This is a genomic window from Bifidobacterium sp. ESL0798 (genome assembly GCF_029395415.1).
Taxonomy (GTDB): Bacteria; Actinomycetota; Actinomycetes; order Actinomycetales; family Bifidobacteriaceae; genus Bifidobacterium.
In genome coordinates, this window is record NZ_CP113914.1 from 1,727,915 (window position 1) to 1,747,055 (window position 19,141).

Annotated in this window: 12 protein-coding genes; 3 read left to right on the forward strand and 9 right to left on the reverse strand. The window is 57.3% G+C overall.

Annotation, left to right across the window (positions count from 1 at the left end; genetic code table 11):
* Positions 1 to 287: 287 nt before the first annotated feature.
* From OZX74_RS07240 to OZX74_RS07265, 6 genes are all read right to left on the reverse strand, one after another.
* A complete protein-coding gene (locus OZX74_RS07240) occupies positions 288 to 1,403 on the reverse strand; it encodes a Zn-dependent alcohol dehydrogenase (RefSeq protein WP_277156263.1) in 1,116 nt (371 codons plus the stop codon).
* A 198-nt stretch (positions 1,404 to 1,601) separates the two neighbouring features.
* Positions 1,602 to 2,477 carry an aldo/keto reductase gene (locus tag OZX74_RS07245; protein ID WP_277156264.1) on the reverse strand — a complete coding sequence of 292 codons (876 nt, stop codon included), beginning with the start codon at positions 2,475 to 2,477 and terminating at the stop codon, positions 1,602 to 1,604.
* Positions 2,478 to 2,734: 257 nt separating this feature from the next.
* On the reverse strand, positions 2,735 to 6,793 hold the full coding sequence (locus OZX74_RS07250; RefSeq protein ID WP_277156265.1) for an ATP-binding cassette domain-containing protein: 4,059 nt from the start codon (positions 6,791 to 6,793) through the stop codon (positions 2,735 to 2,737).
* 216 nt (positions 6,794 to 7,009) lie between these two features.
* A complete protein-coding gene (locus tag OZX74_RS07255; protein ID WP_277156266.1) occupies positions 7,010 to 8,086 on the reverse strand; it encodes a LacI family DNA-binding transcriptional regulator in 1,077 nt (358 codons plus the stop codon).
* Positions 8,087 to 8,415: 329 nt separating this feature from the next.
* Positions 8,416 to 9,933 carry an L-arabinose isomerase gene (araA, locus tag OZX74_RS07260; protein WP_277157461.1) on the reverse strand — a complete coding sequence of 506 codons (1,518 nt, stop codon included), beginning with the start codon at positions 9,931 to 9,933 and terminating at the stop codon, positions 8,416 to 8,418.
* A 103-nt stretch (positions 9,934 to 10,036) separates the two neighbouring features.
* Complete coding sequence (locus OZX74_RS07265) at positions 10,037 to 11,671, reverse strand: FGGY-family carbohydrate kinase (protein ID WP_277156267.1); 1,635 nt, start codon at positions 11,669 to 11,671, stop codon at positions 10,037 to 10,039.
* A gap of 503 nt (positions 11,672 to 12,174) precedes the next feature.
* On the opposite strand from OZX74_RS07265, the gene OZX74_RS07270 reads away from it, so the two are divergent.
* From OZX74_RS07270 to OZX74_RS07280, 3 genes are all read left to right on the forward strand, one after another.
* Positions 12,175 to 12,390: a type II toxin-antitoxin system HicA family toxin gene (locus OZX74_RS07270; RefSeq protein ID WP_277156268.1), complete on the forward strand. Its 216-nt coding sequence runs from the start codon at positions 12,175 to 12,177 to the stop codon at positions 12,388 to 12,390.
* The gene (locus OZX74_RS07275; RefSeq protein ID WP_277156269.1) at positions 12,387 to 12,809 is read left to right on the forward strand and encodes a hypothetical protein; all 423 of its coding nucleotides are present in this window, start codon (positions 12,387 to 12,389) and stop codon (positions 12,807 to 12,809) included. Before OZX74_RS07270 ends, OZX74_RS07275 begins: the two co-directional genes overlap by 4 nt.
* A gap of 113 nt (positions 12,810 to 12,922) precedes the next feature.
* Complete coding sequence (locus OZX74_RS07280) at positions 12,923 to 13,909, forward strand: LuxR C-terminal-related transcriptional regulator (RefSeq protein ID WP_277156271.1); 987 nt, start codon at positions 12,923 to 12,925, stop codon at positions 13,907 to 13,909.
* A 55-nt stretch (positions 13,910 to 13,964) separates the two neighbouring features.
* Here the strand turns inward: OZX74_RS07280 and OZX74_RS07285 are convergent, their stop codons facing one another.
* The 3 genes from OZX74_RS07285 to pepN all read right to left on the reverse strand — a co-directional run bounded on the left by OZX74_RS07285 (position 13,965) and on the right by pepN (position 18,992).
* A complete protein-coding gene (locus OZX74_RS07285) occupies positions 13,965 to 14,705 on the reverse strand; it encodes a peptide deformylase (protein WP_277156272.1) in 741 nt (246 codons plus the stop codon).
* A complete protein-coding gene (gene glmM, locus OZX74_RS07290; protein WP_277156273.1) occupies positions 14,705 to 16,093 on the reverse strand; it encodes a phosphoglucosamine mutase in 1,389 nt (462 codons plus the stop codon). Before glmM ends, OZX74_RS07285 begins: the two co-directional genes overlap by 1 nt.
* A gap of 286 nt (positions 16,094 to 16,379) precedes the next feature.
* Entirely contained in the window at positions 16,380 to 18,992 is a 2,613-nt protein-coding gene (gene pepN / locus OZX74_RS07295) for an aminopeptidase N (RefSeq protein ID WP_277156274.1), read from the reverse strand.
* Positions 18,993 to 19,141 lie beyond the last annotated feature (149 nt).

A 19,141-nucleotide genomic window follows, 5' to 3' on the forward strand; every position in this document is an offset into this window, starting at 1 on the left:
ATCTATCCAGATTTTTTCCAGCTACCATCCGGTAGCTTCTTCTATATTAGAATATCAAATTCGATATGTCAACTTAACTATTTTCCATCCATATTCAACCTCTGAATAAGCCAGAAGCACTAGACTCTGCTATTGTCATCAAGACCACAGAATCCGTTTATTACAAAAAGTTCAGGTCAACTTCTTACTTACGTAAGAAGTTGACCTGAACTTAAGTCATCAGCTGTATCCAGACCTATCGATAAGACACAACTCAATGTGACGAGGCTAATACCACTTTCTCTAAATCAGAACTCGGTGATGACGGAGCGGATGACCTTGCCCTGCTTCAACTGGACGTAGGCCTCGTCGATCTGGCTGAGGTTGATGTGCTGGCTGACGATGTCGTGCATGTTCAGGCGGCCATCGACGGCAAGGTCGGCGTACATCGGGATGTCGTGCTTGATGTTGGTCGAGCCCATCCACACGCCCTTGAAACCGCGCTGGTGAACCAGCAGATCGGCCGGATTAATCTCGAGGTTAATGGTCGCGTCGGGCTTGGCCAGGCCGATGCAGTATGCGGTGCCGTCAACACCGAGCATATCCCAGCACTGCTTCATCGTCGACTCGAAGCCGATGGCCTCGAACGCCTCGTCAACACCGCCGTTGGTGAGCTCACGCACCTTGGCGACCGGATCCTCCTTGGAGGAGTTGACCACGTCGGTGGCGCCGAACTTCTTCGCAAACTCGAGCTTGTTGTCCAAGAGATCGATGGCGATGATCTTCTTCGCACCGCAAATGCGAGCGCCGGAGATGACGTTCAAACCAATGCCACCAGTGCCGACCACGGCAACCGTGTCGCCGGGACGGACATGTGCGGTGTTGATCGCGGCGCCGGCGCCTGTGATGGTAGCGCAGCCGATGCAGGCGGCCTCGTCCCACTTGACCTCGTTGTTGACCACGGCGAGCTGGTTCTCATGGATCAGCGCCTTCTCGGCGAAACCGCCGGTGCCGAAGGCCTGCGTGATCGGGCGACCGTCCGGGAAGGACAGGCGCGGCTTCTCGCCCGGCTTGCGTACGCACTCCTGCTGCTGCGAGCAAGACTGCGGATGGCCGTTCAGGCAGTTGGCGCAATGGCCGCACACCTGCTCGAGCGAGGCGACGACATGGTCGCCGACCTTGATACCCTGAACTTCAGGACCAACTGCCTCGACAACGCCCGCAACTTCATGGCCGATGACGGCCGGGAACGGGAAGAACTGATCATCGTCCTCAACCAGATGCAGGTCGGAATGGCACAGGCCGGAAGCCTGAACATCCACCAATACCTCGGCGCCGATCGGGTCGTCGATGATGATTTCTTCGGGCTGAGCAAATCCCTTGCCGACGCCGTACGCTATCGATGCCTTAATCTTCTGTGGCATGGTTACTCCTTTCACATCTAAAAATGTAACCTAGCTCACACTATAATATCGGAATTAAATTCAGACGCACTCTGAGAAACGTCGTCGCGTTTCCACAACATTTGCAAACATTCCGGATACGGAATAATCACATCATACGACCAAAAATCATACATAAATACAAAAAATCAACCAAAATGTATCAACAGCCGAAAGCTCTCACGCATAGGTAAAGGTCATCGGGTCGTGGCCGGCACGGGTAGGCCCATCCAACGCATCGATCTGCGCATGCTCGCCCTGAGTCAGAGCAAAGCCGAAGAGATCGAGGTTCTCGCGCTGACGATCGGCGTGAACCGACTTGGGAATGATGATGGTCCCGTTTTCGATATGCCAGCGCAGGATGACCTGGGCCGGCGAGACACCGTGGGCTGCGGCGATGCGGGCGATGGTCCCGTCTCCGGCATTGAGATCGGCTCCGCGGGCCATCGGTGAATACGCTTCGACGGCGATCCCATGCTCGCGACAGAACGCGACCACTTCACGCTGCTGCCAGGTCGGGTGCAGCTCAATCTGATCGACTGTCGGCCATTCCCCGGTTTCACGGTGCAGGCGCTCGAGGTGCTCGGGCAGGAAATTGCAGACGCCCAGCGTGCGTATACGCCCCTCGTCGCGCAGCTTCATCAGCGCCTTCCAGGTCTCACCGGAACGCCAGTTGAACGGGGTGGGCCAATGCAGCATATACATGTCGACGTAATCGAGGCGCAGATCGCCAAGCTGCCGGTCAAAAGCCCTGAGCGCGTTGTCGTAACCTTGCTCGGAGTCCTTGAGTTTTGTGGTGACCCACAGCGTTTTACGAGCCTGCCCGCTATTGAAGCCGGTTTGTGCGAGCGCACGGCCGACACCCGGTTCGTTGTTGTACCCTGCGGCGGCGTCGATATGGCGATATCCGGCAACAAGCCCGGACTTGACAACGTCGGTCACCTCATCATCGCCGATACGCAGCACGCCAAGCCCGACCTGCGGGATCCTGTTGCCGTCGCTTAACGTGATATCGGCAATGCCCTGCACTCCTCCAACGGTTTTTTCAGCACTCATCGCACTTGCTCCTTCTCTCATGAACCAACAACCACACTACTAGCCGACCCTGTCCAGCAAAACCACGACATACAGATCTATGGACAGCGAATGTTTCCCCCGCAACCCGAAACGCTCATGCAGAAAAAACGTTCACTGGCCAATACTCAATGAACGTTTCCCTGCATTCATCACCATCGATGCCGGAAACGGCCTCCAACAGCCGCTTTTGCGCTCGGCGAGCAGCGAGAGAAACCGCCGCAACCAAATGCTCAAATCTAAAGCGTGATGACGCGGTCGGCAATCTGCATGGTGGAAGCGCGATGGGAGACCAACACGATGGAGACCGGGCGCTCGTTGGCCAGCGTGTTGATGGAATGAAGAATCACCGACTCGTTCAAAGCGTCGACACGACTCGTAGGCTCGTCAAACAGCACCAGCGAGGCGCCGGTAAGGAAGATCCTCGCCAGGCTGATGCGCTGGCGTTCGCCTTCGGACAGCCTCGAACCAAGCTCACCTACCTGGGTGTTCAGACCGTCCGGCAACGACTCGATAAGGGTGTCGATCGAAGCGCGTTGAAGCGCCTGATGCATATCCGAATCCGTCGCACGCTGGTCGGCGATCAGAAGATTGTCGCGAATCGTGCCGTCGAAAAGATACGTGTCCTGATCCATCATCGTCTCCACACGGCGGCGATAATGCGCCTCGATATTCGGCAAAGGCTCCCCGGAGAAGTCGACGGCCCCGACCTGAGGGTCCCAATAGCGCATCATGAGTTTCAGAATCGTGGACTTGCCGTGTCCGGACTGACCTTGCACACCGAGTATTCCCGAATGCAGCGTCGTGAGGTTGAAGTCCTTCAACACCAGCGCGGAAGCAGGAACAGAAGTCGAGCTGGCCGAAGAAAGCGGGTAGCCGAAAGTGACGTCTTTCAAGCGAACGGTTTCGAATTTCGGCTTGTCGTTCCCCTTTTCTTCAACCGCAGGCACCTCATCGAACAAATCGAACATGCGCCTTGCGGCAGCCAACGGCTGGTTGAGGCTACCGGGCAAATCGCTCAGAGCCAGAGTCGGACCGAACGAACTGAAAATAAGCATCACCGCGACCACATACATGGCCATCGAAACGGGATCGGCCTGGACGATGCCGAACATGATCCTCACCGCGACAAACGTGGCGGCCACGACACAAACCGCACCCAGACCTGCGAACACGCCATTCTTGCGGCTCAGCCTGCTCTCGAAAAGCCAGAGGCTCTTGCCCTGTGCAATGATATCGGCCAGACGGCGGCGGCCCTGGTTGAATCTGATGATCTCGTCCATGCCGTGCATGTCATCGACAAGCCTGTCGCCGAGTTTGGCGGAATCGTTGCGGATCCTCGCGCCGATTCCGCGCACGTTGCCGGCGTAAAAGCGAGGCAGGACGACGCCTACAAACAGGTGGGCGACAATCAGCAGCAGGGCGAAGGACGGGTCGAGCGTGAACAGCGCCACGGCGAACACCACCGAGGTGGCCAGCGCGATGACCACCGGCGAAATGGCATGGGCGAAGAAGGTCTCAAGCAACTCGATGTCGGTTGTTGCCAACGTGGTCAATGCGCCTTTGCCCCGACCAGCGAGTCTTGCCGGGGCGAGACGGCGAAGAGCGGCGAAAGCCTTGGAACGGAACAACGAAACCACGCGGAAACTCATCTCATGGTTCATATACTCTTCGGCATAATGCATGAAACTTTTGAGGATGGCGCATACCGCGACGGCGATGAGGGCGAGGGAGACGTCCACACCCCAAACCGGATAGCCGAAGAACGCCATCAATGCCAGCACACCGAAAACAGGCATGAACGTCTCGGAAAGGCGCTCGATGGTCCCGCACAGGCTTGCGCCCACGATGAACGGGGTCAGGCGGCCGACGCAGCCAAGCAGTCTCAGCGTCAGATGGAAGGTCCCCATCTGCTTGTTTGACGTACGAGGGCGATTGGCGACATCAAGTATCGCATCCGTCTCATCGCGCCGCGTCACAGGTTCGTCCGAATGCGTTCCATTGGAAGGCTGACTACCCGACTTCGATGAAGCGGAATTGTGCAGACCGGAGGAGGCGAGCTCGGGTTTCTTCGGCGAAGTCTGTTGAGCTGCGGATTTGGGACGTTTCACGGAATCGACCACGGCTTTCGCGGAAGAGATGCGGGCTCGAAGCGCTTCCGTTTTCGCCGAATGACCGGCGGCGGCCTCAGCGGCCGACAAATGATGCCCCTGCTTAGCCTCCATTCCGTCTTGATCCGGGTCTCGACGTTCAGCTCGATTGCCGAAATCGTCAACATCGTCATGATCCTGGTAATCAAGCAACGAGAAATCAAACAGCCTGCGCACCTCGGTTTTGGCGGAACGAGGCTTGGCATAGGCACTCCCCCAGCTGTTACGATGCGCGACATGCTCGATCGACTCCTGAGTCTCAAACATCGTAGCGTAACGGCCTTGAGCGGCCATAAGCTCGTCGTGGGTGCCGCTTTCCACCACATGCCCGCCGTCCAGAACGACGATATTGCTGGCATCCCTGGCCTGAGTGAGGCGATGGGTGATGACGATGACCGTATGCGTATGGGCCAGATCGCGGATCGCCACATCGATCAGTTCCTCGCTTTCGGCGTCGACACTACTGGTGGCTTCGTCGAACACGTAAATCGGGCTGTCACGCAGCAATGCCCTGGCGATGGCGAGACGCTGGCGTTGCCCGCCTGAAAGATTGTCGGCATCCGGTTCGATACGCATGTCGAGACGCTGCGGCTGGGAATAGACGAAATCGTCGATGTGGGCGCCTTCGAGCGCGAGCCACATTTCGTTGGCCGTGGCATCGGGCTTGGCCATCAGAAGGTTTTCGCGCAAGGAACCGGTAAAGAGGTGACTGCGGGAATCGACGAGTGTGACCGCATCGCACAGCGAACGGTTTTTCAGGCTGTGCAATTCGCAGCTGCCCACGCTTCCCAACACGCGGTAACCCAGTCGGATCGAACCACGATAATCGTTGCGGGTGCCGGCGATCAGTGCGCCGATGGTGGATTTGCCTGAACCGCTCACCCCGACGATGGCGGTGAAACCGTTGGCACGGGCACTGAAACTGACGCCGTCCAAGGCTTTGTGACCGTTCGAATCGCTGTCGTTTCCATGTCCAGCCGCATGCTGCGCAGCAGTGCCATTCTTCGAAGAAGCGCCATTGCCGGATGCCTCCGCATCAACCGGAGGCTCGATGGGCTCGTAGGTGTAATCGACATTGCGGAAGGTGACGGAGCAATCCTCCACGCCTTGGGGCAACGCCGCCTGCCCATCCCCAGCCACCGGCGCATCCAGCATCCCATAGATACGTTTGATCGCCGCCAAGCCGTTCATGGCCGTATCGGAACAGGAGGCAAGCCGACGCAGCGGAACGAAGAAGCTCATCGAAAGCAGGATGGCCACCAACGCTGCGGGAAGTTTCAGATGGCCGCTCGCCACCTGCCAGACGACGATGGCAATGCCGCCGGCCGTTGCACCATAGGAGAGCAAATCCAAAGCAAGGCGTGAACGAAGTTCGAGATGAAGGACCTTCATGGAGGTTTTTCGGAAATCTTCCGATTTCTGATCCATACGCCGGGCGGCAGCCTCGTCGGCGTCGAAGGTCTTCAGCGTTTCCAATCCCTGAACGTTGTCGAGAAAGGCGGCACCCATATCCGTGTATGCGTCCCAATATTTGTCGAATGCGCGCGATGTGGCCACCGACACCCACCAGACGATGCCGACCACGATAGGGACACAGACCAGCAGCAGGCCTGCCGTCGGCGCGTTCAACGGCAGAATCGCCACGAACAGCGTCAAAGGCCCCAGAACGGCGAAAATCAACTGCGGCAGATACCTTTCAAAGAAACTCTGTATACGGTCGACGCCTTCGCCCAACGATTGCACGACATCAGCTGTTTTCACGTGCTCGGAATAGGTAGGGCCCAGATCGAGCATCTTGTTATACAGACGCTCCCGCAAAGAGATCTTGACGCGTTCCGAGGCTTCGGTACCGAAGAAATGCGAGGCGCGAATGGCCATGTATTTGATAATCGCGACAACCACCAGCGCGAAGATGAAAGCCGAATACCCTTGCGGCACCGCCTGAAAATCGTTCAGCAGCTTTTTGACAATGGACGGTTTGACATTCTCGTGGGCGATGGTGAGCACCGGAAAAAGATTGCCGAGCAGACCGACCGCGATGAACGCGAATCCGATATCCGCAAGCTGCGAGACCCAAAGGCTCAGCACTTTCGCAACGACAAATACGCCACTGCGGTCAACGAGGGTGAAAAGCCGACGGTCGAACATAAAAACACCTTTCCAGCGGCAATCCATGGGTATCTGCATCCATCTGAAAGGAAGAATGGTGCATCCCACGGGAACGCCTACTACACAATACTGTAGGCCGAATACGATGCCATCTTGAAGTGGGATTCATTACAAAAGCACTAAATTTATGAGGTTTGCGACACCATGGAGAGCGCCGCGCCTCATCAATATGAACCGGTATATCCATTAAAGCGTTTACGGGCGCGTGGTCTGCCGAACGATGATTTCGGACTTGACCTTCAGCAACTCCGGGGTCGTAATCGTCCCATTGATCCTACCGATGATTCGTTTTACGGCAGCCGGAGCAGTCCAATCGAGACAAGAGTCCATACTGGTCAACGGCGTATGCAGATACGCGGATTCCTCCATGTTATCGAAACCGATGACTTGCACTTGCCCGGGAACCCTGATGCCCTCGGCCGCCAGCGCCGAAAGCGCCCCGAAGGCCAGTTGGTCGTTCAACGCGATGACACCGTCGAACGGCACCCCGGTGTCAATCAACCGGCGCATGGCACGACCGCCGGCACCGATGGTCCAGTCTCCGGCAGTGATTCCGACAAGCGCCGGGTCAAGCTGACGATGATGCCGGCCGCATTCCTCGACGATCCCCTTCAAACGCAACTGGGCATTGCCTTCCGTGGCATTGCGCAGCTTTCCCGGGTCCAACGGTTCGCGTGCCCCGACAACCGCGAGCCGCGAACTTCCGTGTTCCAACATGTATTTGGTCGCCGTCTGCGCGGCATCGATATCATCGACGGTCACATGATCAGCACGCCGCCAGGTGGTGCGCGAACCGACGACCACGAGCGGATAATCGACATCGAAATCTTCGGGAGAGATATCCTCAAGCTCGCTCATGGAGAGAATGATCCCGTCGGAAACCGTGGGATTGAAGGAACGCAGCACCTCTCGCACGCCTTTTGCCGAACCTTGCGCGTATGTCGTGACATAAACCGAATAACCACATTTATGGGCCTCGTCGATCACGCAATTGGCCAATTGCGCAAGATACGGCGGGGTCAGCGACGGCACCGCAAGGGTGATAAATCCGGTGAGCCCACGGTTGAGATTGCGGGCAGCGACGTTGACCCGGTAGCCCAGGTCGTCGATGACGGCCTTGACCCTTTTCCTCGTCTCGTCGGTCATACGACCTGTGCCGTTGATGACGTTCGAAGCCGTTTTCAGCGATACCCCGGCAACCTCGGCGACACTGCGTAAAGTGACATGCCTATGCTTTTCGTTCATATCATTACGCACTTCGTTATACGACATTGCAGGAATCCTTTATTTCGTTTCAATCTACCATCATTCCTCTCGCCTTGTTATCAATATCCCATTTCGTTCAATAATATAGACGTTTTCATTGCATTTAACCGCGCTTTTTTCATTTCTTCCGAACCGCTCTGATTCGTCTTCGACATTGCGAACATGGCCGCGATAGAGGAACAGGATTTCGCCATCGACATGCCGAGGAACATTCAACAACGAATTGGGCGTCTCATGGAATTTCCATGAGACGCCCAACTGACATGCCAGGTTCCGTTCGCCGATCAGCGACAACTCAACTGCCGCGCTCTGTTATCTCGGACCGGCAACAACCTTCAGCAGTGATTGTCGAGACGGTGGTACATCTCGGAGATCTCAAGGTCGCGCTCGAACTGACGCGGCGTGGTGTTCTCGTCGATCGTCGCCAGCTCGACGCCTGCGATGCGGGCGAAGTCCTCCCAGCCTTCACGGCCGAAGGAGGTGGTCATGCAGGTGTGGTGCGAGCCGCCGGCGCGCAGCCAGCACTCGGCCGCGCTCTTGAGCGACGGGCGCGGCTGCCAGAGGCCGCGTGCGCACGGCAGGGCCTTCAAGGAACCTTCCGGCTCGACCACGTCGACCACGTCCATTAGCAGACGGAAGCGCTCACGCATGTCGGCCATGGAGATGACCGTGGCAGCCTTGTGCGGGGCGACGGTGAAGACCAAGCGCACCGGGTCGGACTTGTTGCCGATGCCGAGCGGGTGGATCTCCAGCTTCGGCTTGGCAATCGTGCCGACCGACGGCGAGACCTCGAGCATGTGCGAGCCCATGTCCATCTCGTGGCCCTCGACGAAGTTGTAGGAATAGTCTTCCATCAGGCTCGAGCCGCCCTCAAGGCCGTAGCCCATCACGCTGGCGATGCGCACCAGCACCGAGGTCTTCCAGTCGCCTTCGGCGGAGAAGCCATAGCCGTACTCGCTGGGCAGGCGCTGGGCGCCCACGCCCGGCAGCTGCGGCAGGGTGCCGAGGTCCTCGAAGTTGTCGACCGCGGCGGTGGCGCCGTTGTCCTTCATCATGTTGACCATCGCGGCCTCTTCGCGCGCCGCGATCGTGAGCTCGTCGTAACGCGAATCAAGCAGCTCGGGGGCCACGTCGTACTTGGCTTTGTAGTCCTCGATGATGGCCTTGACCTGATCGTCCTTCACCTTGTCGTAGTAGCCGCACAGCTCGTTGACGGCCCAGGTGTTGACCTGAGTGCCGAAGACGCGCTCGACCTCGGTCTTGTCGCCTTCGGTGACCGCGACGTTGCGCATGTTGTCGCCCCAGCGCATCACGCGCATGTTCTGGGCCTCGTTCCAGCCGGCGCAGGCGCGAACCCAGGTGGCGATGCGCTCGGCGACCTCGGGGTCGGTGTAATGGCCGACGACGATCTTGCGCGGGATGCCCAGACGCGTGAGGATGTAGCCGAACTCACGGTCACCGTGGGCGGACTGGTTCAAGTTCATGAAGTCCATGTCGATGGTGTCCCACGGGATCTCCTTGTGGAACTGGGTGTTGAGCTGCAGCAGCGGCTTGGTCAGCACCTGCAGACCACGGATCCACATCTTGGCCGGCGAGAACGTGTGCATCCAGGCGATCACGCCGATGCAGCTGGGGTCGGCGCTGGCCTCTGTCATGAATTCCTTGACACCGTCGGAGGACTTCAGCGTGGGCTTGAGGACCAGACGAACGGGGATCTTGCCGGTGGCGTTCAACGCATCGACGATCTTGGTGGACTGCTCGGCGACCTGACGCAGCGCTTCCTCGCCGTAGAGGTCCTGCGAACCGACGCCGAACCAGATGGTCTTGCCTTCGAATGGGTTTTCGAATGTCATCATTACTTCCTTTTGTTGGTGTTATAAATACACAGCTCGGGTTTCCGCCGTCAATAAGCCACTGTGCTTCCTAGCGGCCTGAATATGGCGGAAACCAAAACAACTAGCTTTCCAGGTCGATGGTCTCGATGGCCGTCTTTTCAATCGGCAGCGCGCGGGTGAACCTGGCGAAGAAGTCCTCGAAACCGGCGACGTCCTTCGGATCGGGCTCCTCGGTGGTCGATTGGACATCGGCGAACACACGCTCGTCGAGATACACATCCAGCGGGGTGTCCTTGTGCCACAGATAATCGGCGAGTACGGCCATGCCCCAGGCACCGCCTTCCGCCGCCGTCGACATCACCTTGATCGGCGTATCGAAAGCCGCGGCAAGAATCTTCTGCGCCACTTTGGGAGTGGTGAAGATGCCGCCATGACCAACCATCGAATCGACCTTGACATGCTCGTCCTTGGTCATCACGTCCATGCCGATCTTAACCGGCGAGAATGCACCGAAAAGCTGGGCGCGCATGAAGTTGGCGAGGTTCATCCGGCTTTCCGGGCCGCGTGCGAAGACAGGCCGCCCCTCTTCCAACCCTGCCAGGAACTCGCCGGAATAGAAGCAGTAATTGATGAGCCCGCCCGCATTGTCATCGGCATCTTCACCGATGGCCGCACGGAACAGCGTGCCATAAAGGGTTCCGGCATCAAGTGGCGTGCCGATGGCCTTGGCGAATTCGCTGAAGACCTTGATCCACGCATTCAAGTCGGAGGTGAAGTTGTTGGCGTGGCTCATGCCGCACGGGTCGCCGGCCGGGGTCGAGACCAGATCGACCTCAGGATGGAGGCGCTCAAGCGGATGGTCGAGCACGACGGAAGCGAAAATCGAGGTGCCGGCGGAAACGTTGCCCGTGCCGACGCGAACGGAATTCGTGGCGACCATGCCGGTGCCCGAATCGCCTTCCGGAGGGGCCAACGGCGTGCCGGACTGCAACGTACCGGTCGGATCAAGCAGTTTCGCGCCCTCGGCCGTGAGCGTTCCCGCGTCGCTTCCGGCCACCAGTGGCGTCGGCAGCAGATCCTCGATCTTCCACGGTTGTGCGGCCACCTCGGGCAGCGCCGAGAACTGTTCAAGCATGTGCTTGTTGAAGCCGTGGGTCTCCGGATCGATCGGGAACATTCCTGAGGCGTCATCGACGCCGAGAACCTTACGACCGGTCAGCTTCCAATGGACATAGCCGGCGAGCGTGGTGAAGAACGCAACGGAAGGAACATGGTCTTCTTTATTGAGGATGCACTGATAGAGATGGGCAATCGACCAACGCTCTGGAATGTTGTATTGGAAGAGTTCGGAGAGCTTTTCGTGTGCCTCGTGCGTGTTGGAATTGCGCCACGTACGGAACGGGACGAGCAGCTTGCCGTCCTTATCGAAGGCAAGATAACCGTGCATCATCGCCGAGAAGCCCATCGTACCGATCTTGGTGAGCTTCTCGCCGTAAGCGTTCTCCACGTCGTAGGCAAGCGCCGCATACGCCGCCTGCAGGCCCGACCACACCTCGTCAAGCGAATAGGTCCACAATCCGTTTTCAAGATGGTTTTCCCAGCCGTGGTCGCCGGCGGCGATGGTGGCATACGTATCGTCGATCAGCACGGCCTTGATACGGGTCGAGCCGAACTCGATACCCAGCGAAGTCTTGCCCGCGCGTATCTTCTCCGCTATCTGCGCTACGTGTTCTGTGGTGTTTTTCTCTACTGCCATCGCGATCTAAGCTCCTTTACTGTCATAGCGTTGTTATATTGGAGCGAAACTGGCCAGCACCACCGGCGAAGTCCGGACCTCACCGATTACAACCAGCCATATTCCGCCAGTTCTGTAAGCCTTACACCACCATTTTCCTAACTTGGTCTAAGGTAATGTGAGCGCTCACATTTTGCTAACCATCATTTTACACGCAGCCGTTACCAAGCACGTACCTTCACATACGATGCCTCAACCCATAAGTCGACATTGAAACGAGACATGGAGTCCCCGCCTATTCAAAATCCATATGGACAACACGAGCGAGATACGGCTGAGCTGTTGATAACTTGCGCGCGACACACCCGAAATGTGGATAACCCGTAGCATCCGACCACAGTGGTCGTTTTTGCCCCGGTAAACGTTGAAGATTCCCTAAGCTAGCAAGGACAGGGAAAGCAAGAAACAATATCGTTTTTGTCTAGTGAAGGATTGCGCTTTTAGTCTAGTGAGGGATTTACAATATGGTTCAACGAAAGCTGCTCGTCAAAGAGATACGCAAGGAAGCCAAAGCAAAAGGAGTGAAGTTCTATCACCGGCGCCAAGGAGGGAATCACGAAATTTTTTATCTCAACGATCGAGTAATCCCCATTCCTCGACATAAGGAAATAGCAAAACATCAGGCGGAAATGATTAAGAAAGAAGTCGCACTCGCTTTGAAAAGAAAGGATACAAAATGAGGCCCAAGAAACTCAAAGCAGGCTATGACGCATATGGCAATAAAACAGTTCATAAAGAAAGCTATCCGGTTATAGTCGAGGCCGATGAAAAATACTGGTTTCTTACCATTCCCGGAGTAGGGGCGACACAAGCTCGAACTTTGAGCGAAGTGGACACGATGGCACGCGACCTTATCGAGATTATGACCGGAGACAGGAATTTCGCCATCAAGCAGGAGATGAAGTTCCCCGAAGAAGTCGAAGCCCATCTAGAAGCCATGAAACGCTATCGGGAGCAGTCGAAAGAAGCGAACACTCTGGCAGCGCAAGAATCTCGCAAGGCAGCAAAAGGATTGCGACAAGTCGGATTGACGATGCGTCAAATCGGCCAGGCTCTAGGCATTTCCTACCAGCGCGCAAGGCGATTGGCTAACGGGTAAAACCTTGACTTGCACGATATTCGCAAAAGTCAAGTCAAGTGGCGGAAAATCAAGAAATCTTGAATTTTGCTCAATAATTATGATATCAGTAGTACTTTGTCTAATATTGAAATATGGGAAGCAATAAACGACCGCAAAGACGCGAACTGAGCATAGTCATCATCGAGGATGACCTATTGGCCTTGCGCTATGAAACAGAACTTCTGAATCGTCTGCAAAACTACGACGGATTCCATCTGCGGGTATGGGGCACCATCAAACTCGATGCTGGCTTGGAAAAGTGCGCGCACGACCCCCATCCGGCTGATGCTGTTTTTCTGGAGCTGTCTCTATTGGACAAGAGCAACCGCAATATTGCCAATGAAATAAGGCAATTGCGTCCCGACACCATCATCATCGGGATCACCTCCCACTTCGAGAACTACCCTCAATCGATGGCTAAATCGTTGCAGCTGCATTATATTGTGAGCAAAGTCAGCCTGAGCAGAAAACTGCCGAAAATCGTCGAAGCCATTTACCGCCGGAAAAGGCCTCGCCATCTATCCGCGGTACACGACGAGCAATCTAGCCCGCCTTCTAACGGCCAAAACAAAGAAACCCACAGCCAACTGCCCTATTCATATGAGAAACCGTATTGTCAAGGCGCAACAAAACGCTCAGACAAACCATTGCACGGATCCCGCATTCCAAGTAAAGAAAGGAATACAACGGCCTTTACGCCACACAGACAAAACGGCATTCCGACGTCTCGGAAAAGGAAACGTTCACAACGAAGTGAAATCTCGTTAAGCGACGCCAATCGGGCAAAACATAATAGGAACCTCGGCAGGTCGAAGCCCGTCAACCATGATTTAGCAGCAGACAGGCACCGAATGGAGGCCGTCAACCGAATCAGTCTTCCTGCAGTGCCTCTGACACCTATGGAATTGTGCGTCATCAGGTTCACGAGAAAGGGACTGAAGCCCAACCAAATCGCGAAGCAACTCGGCATTTCCGTCAATACGATTTATTCCCATCGCAGCCATATCATGGCCAAATGCCATGCGCAGACCTGGTCCAACGCAATGTTCATCTGCCAGCAAGCGAACGGAACGAAGTAGATCAACCGCGCTTCCGGCTTCGCTGGTCAGACGAACGGTTGATCCTTTCGTGATTTCAGACGAGTTTGAAGCCCAGCTCTTTGGCGGCAGCAGTGGGCACCGGATCTTCACACCAATAATCCTCGAGGTTCTCATCGGTGGCCAGGGAGCGAATCTCGGCCCGGTCGATATAGACCTCTCCACTCAGATGATCGGTTTCATGCTGGAAAATGCGTGCGGGCCAACCGTGCAGTCGTTCCTCGTGCTTGTTGCCGTTCTCATCCTGCCAACGAGCAATGATGTCGAGCCAACGCCGACGAACGGCTTGATAGCCCGAGAAGCTCAGGCAGCCTTCGTAGAAGCTGCGTTGCTGCGTACCGATGGGTTCGTATGTCGGATTGATAATGGCACGGAACGGGAATTCGGCGATTTCGCGCGGATCGTTCGTATCGTCGATGACGCTCTCATCGTCATTTTTCTGACCGTCTTCGCTGCCGACGTGGCCTTCAGGATTGTCATCGACTCCCCTGCCGCCGGCACGCACATGGTCTTCCACCACGGCAATACGCAGTCCAAGACCGATCTGCGGGGCTGCCAGTCCAACGCCGGGTGCCTCGAGCATCGTGACATGCATGGCCTCGATGAGCTTGGACAACGTACGTTTACTCAGCTGGCCGTCATACTCTGCGGCATTCTGGCGCAGCACCGGCTCCCCCATCTGCACGATGGGAAGAATCTTCTCCTTGCCGCCGGTTTTGATGAGCTGCTCGACGGCACGGTTGAGTTCGATATCGACTTTCGAATTATGGGAGAACATCAGATTGCCAACTCCTGTGCGACCACGGCGGCCAAACGCTGGCAGACCTCATCGGCCTGCTGCTGGGTTTCGGCCTCGACCATCACACGGACCAACGGCTCGGTGCCGCTGGGGCGCAGCAGCACGCGGCCGGTATTGCCAAGCAGTTTCTCCTCGCGCGCCACGGCGTCCTGCACCTTGGCGTTGGTGGGTGCGGCCTTCTTGTCGACCTTGGGAACGTTGATCAGCTGCTGCGGCAGCTGCGGGAAGTCGGCGGCGAGTTCCTTCAAGGACTTGCCGGACTTGACGACCTCGTTGCACAGGGTGAGCGCGGTCAGCGTGCCGTCGCCGGTGGTGGCGAACTCACGGTTGATCACATGGCCGGACTGCTCGCCGCCGATGGAATAATCGCCTTTGAGCATTTCCTCGAGCACATAGCGGTCACCGACGTTGGTCTGCACCGTCGAGATGCCCATGTCTTTCAGCGCCAGCTTGAGACCGAGGTTGCTCATCACCGTGACCACCAGCGTATTGTGGTTAAGCTTGCCTTCGCGCTTCTTGGCACGCGCGAGGATGCCCATTTCCTGATCGCCGTTGACCATGTTGCCGTCTTCGTCCACAGCCAGGCAGCGGTCCGCGTCACCGTCAAAGGCCACGCCCATCGCGGCGCCGGAGGCCTTGACCATCGCCTGCAGCTGCTCGGGGTGGGTGGAACCGGCCTTCTTGTTGATGTTGTAGCCGTCAGGTGAAGCGTTGATGACCAGCACCTCGGCGCCGGCGCGGCGCAACGCTTCAGGCGCGACCACGGAAGTGGCGCCATTGGCGCAATCGGCCACGATCTTCAGGCCCCTGAGCGGCTTGGGCTGGGTCTTGTCGGGCGCGATCGGGGCGATGGCCGAAACCAGATGGTCGATATACATATTGGTGGCGGTATTGATGTCGTGGCTTACGCGGCCTACGCCGGCACCGGTCGGACGATCCCAATCCTTGCCAAGCACCGCTTCGATTTCGTCTTCCTTCTTGTCCGGAAGCTTGAAGCCGCCGCGGGCGAAGAATTTGATGCCATTGTCCGGCATCGGGTTGTGCGAGGCGGAAATGACAGCACCCATTTCGACGTTGAGCTCGCTGGTCAGATAGGCCACGCCGGGAGTCGGGATAATGCCGGCATCGATGACGTCGAACCCGCCCGCGCTCATGCCCGCCGCGAGCGCAGAAGCAAGGAAATCGCCGGAAACACGGGTATCACGGCCGATCAACGCACGGCGACGACCCTCCTTGTGCTCCTCCTCGGTTCCGGACGAATCGCCAAGCACACGCACTGCCGCATCGCCCAAGTCGAGCGCCAGCCTTGCGGTCAAATCCCTGTTCGCCAGTCCGCGAACTCCATCGGTTCCAAACATATTAGGCATGCCGCCACATCCTCCGTTTGCACAAATGTTACTGAGCCTCATCTTACTCAAGAGATTTCACGTATGCCGCTCCAGACCCAACACTGCCCGATTTCGTCGCATTTCGTAATCACTGATTATTACTCGAATCGAGCACACAAAGGTTGACGAAGCTGTGAAAACGTCATGAACAGACAACGTCGCTTGCAGGAGCCGAAACAATCGGTTGCAAGCGACGCAGAAATCTAATGCCGGTTTGATCTCTCAGAACCCTTTGAAATCCCCGGAATCGTCAAGTTCGCCAAACTTATTTCAGGCTGGCGTTGTAGGCGCTTACCTTCAGGGCGCGGCGAGAGGATTCGACATTGCCGATGACGATGTTTCGCAGGGCGCGGGCGGCGTCCTTATGGGACTCCAACCATTCGTCGCCGAGGTTCACCAGCTCGGCCGGGTCGGCATAGGAGGGATACAGGTCCTCCAGCAGCGTTTCGGCCATGTGGAAGGTGCGGTTTTCCCAAATCCAGTCGACGGTTTCGTAATACTTTACGGTATATGGTTCGGCCAGTTTGCCGGTGAGGTTTGACGAGAAGCCAAGGGCTGCCGCGGCGAGCTGCGAATTGGTGAGGTTCAGGTCGTGAATCGAGGCATCCCAGGCCCATGCCTTGGCCTCGGCAGTCGGCACGGAAGCCTTGGCGCCGTAAGCAAACTCGCGGTTGTCGGTGGTGTCGCGCAGCTTCAGTTCCGCGTCAATTGCCTCGTTGTCCATCTCGCCCACGGCGGCGAGCGCCTTGGTGAGCGCCCAACGCATGTTGTTGTCAATCTCGAGGCCCTTGAGCTTCAGCGTTCCGGAAAGCAGGCCCTTGACGTTGGAAATGAACGGAGCATCGCCCTGCGCACCGTAGTCCAAGTAGGCGCTCACCAGCTGGAACTGTTCGTCGCTGCCGGCCTCGGCCACATTGGCCAGGTCCCACAGACCTTCGGCCACGTGCTGGCGGACGGCCTCGCGACGTGCCGGAGCGACATATTGCGTGGCAGTGACCTTCAGGCAGCGCAACGCATAACGGAAGGTGGTGGATTCATGCTCGGTGGAGAGCATCTTCAGGCTCAGGTCAAGGAAGCGTTCGGCCGGGAATTCGGCATCGCGGGTCATGTCCCAGAAAGCCAGCCACACCACGGCACGAGCCAGGGCATCGTCGAACTCGAAGAGATGTTCGGCGGCGAAGTCGCGGGATTTGGCGTCAAAACGCAGCTTGGTGTAGGTCAGGTCGTCGTCGTTGAGCATGATGAAGTCGGGGCGAGCCTTGCCTGCGGCCTCGGCGGCCACAGTGGTCTCGCCGGTGACATCGAGCTCGATACGGTCAGTGCGCACAATCTTGCCGGTCGCCGCGTCACGGTTGTAGAAGCCGATGGCCATGCGGTGCGCGCGCAGTACGGGATGCTCGGCTGGCGCGGTCTGCGTCAGCGTGAGCGACTTGATGGTGCCGTCGCCGTTCTCCTCGACGTCGGCCGCAATGGTGTTGATGCCGGATTCCTCGAGCCACTGCTTGCTCCAGGTCTTCAGATCACGTCCGGAAGCGGCCTCGAGCTCGACCAGCAGGTCCTTCAACGTGGCGTTGTCGTACTGGTGCTTGTTCAAGTAGCTGTTGATGCCCTTGAAGAACTTCTCCCGGCCCACGTAGGCCACCAGCTGCTTCAAGACGGAACCGCCCTTGGCGTAGGTGATACCGTCGAAGTTGACTTCGGTGTCGTGCAGGTCGTTGATCGGCGCGGTGATCGGGTGGGTGGTCGGCAGCTGGTCCTGGTTCAGGGCCCAGCTCTTCTCGCCGGAGGTGAACGTGGCCCACGAATCCGTCCAATCGGTGGCCTCGGCGGTCGAAAGACTCGACATGAACTCGGCGAAGGATTCGTTGAGCCACAGATCGTTCCACCACTTCATCGTCACCAGGTCGCCGAACCACATGTGCGCCAGCTCGTGCAGGACGGTGACCACGCGGCGCTCGGCCAGCGCGTCGGTGACCTTGGAGCCGAAGACGTAGGAATCGCGGATGGTGACCATGCCGATGTTCTCCATGGCGCCCGCGTTGTATTCCGGCACGTAGATCTGGTCGAACTTGGCGTACGGGTAGGGCACGCCCCAGGTCTTGGCATAGAAGGCGAAGCCCTTCTTGGTGATGTCGAAGAGGTAGTCGGCGTCACGAGCGAAATCGTCCTTGAGCGACTGGCGGCAGTACTGGGCCATCGGCACGGTGCGGCCGTCCTCGTTGGCGTAGGTCGTGTGCCACTCGGCATACGGGCCGGCGCAGATGGCCGTGAGGTAGGAGCTCATCTTCGGCGTGGTCTCGAACACCCAACGCTTGGTCGACTCGGCGGGGTGCGTTCCCAGAGTGCCCTCGGCGGTCATCGCGTCAAGATCGGTCGTGGATTTGACCGGCATGTTGGAGGTGACCAGCCAGGAAGCCGGGGCGGCTACCTCGAAATCGAAGGTTGCCTTGATGTCGGGCTGGTCGAAGACGGCGTAGACGCGACGGGCGTCCGGCACCTCGAACTGGGAATAGAGATAGACGTTGCCGTCAGCCGGGTCAACCGAGCGGTGCAGGCCCTCGCCCGTGGTGGAATACTGGCAGGAGGAAACGACCTTCAGGGTGTTGTGTTCCTTCAAAGCCGGAAGTTCGATACGATTATCGACGTAATACTTCGTCGGATCGAGCGTTTCGCCGTTGAGCTCGATAGTGCTGACCTCGTCGGCGATGAGATCGGCAAAACTGGACGATCCTGCCTTCGCATCAAACGTGATGACGGCAACCGACGGGAAGCTCTTCGACCCCTGCGTCAGATCGAGATCGACATGATAGCTAACCGGTCCGGTAATGACTGACTTACGTTCTTCGGCTTCGACGCGTGTGAGATTCGCTCCTGGCATTTCGCTCCTTTTGAGATACAACCTATGAATAGCCCTATGAAATATTACAATCCATAGTTAATTTCAAACTGTTAGGATAATTTTATTATGATGGATGACTTTCATGAGATAGTCAATAGGCAAATAGCTGGATCAAGATTCAGACAACA